We start from the raw sequence: 237 nt of genomic DNA, 5'->3' as shown, positions 1-237 counted from the left end.
ATTATCAACTCACAGGGTATTAAAACCATTCAAGTAGATGAGCAATACTTTGTAGGCCATATCCCAGTCCATACATTAGTGTGGTTTCACTTATCTGATCATCCATTTATTTTGGCATTACTGTCTATTTTAACGCTATTGCTGATCTCATTTATCTTATGGCGATTATTACAAGCACTAACTTACAAGCGTTTAGCTGAAGGAGACGAATAATGAAATCACTCGTTAATATGTTTT

Annotated in this window: 1 protein-coding gene; it reads left to right on the top strand. The window is 34.2% G+C overall.

Translation table 11 applies throughout. The features are described from left to right. A partial coding sequence (locus R2R70_RS23065) for a hypothetical protein (RefSeq protein WP_410979355.1) occupies positions 1–213 on the top strand: 213 nt, incomplete at its 5' end. Between the last annotated feature and the right edge of the window lie 24 nt (positions 214–237).

The organism is Cobetia sp. SIMBA_158 (assembly GCF_046566945.1).
Taxonomy (GTDB): domain Bacteria; phylum Pseudomonadota; class Gammaproteobacteria; order Pseudomonadales; family Halomonadaceae; genus Cobetia; species Cobetia amphilecti.
This window is presented reverse-complemented; position numbering and strand designations above follow the sequence as displayed.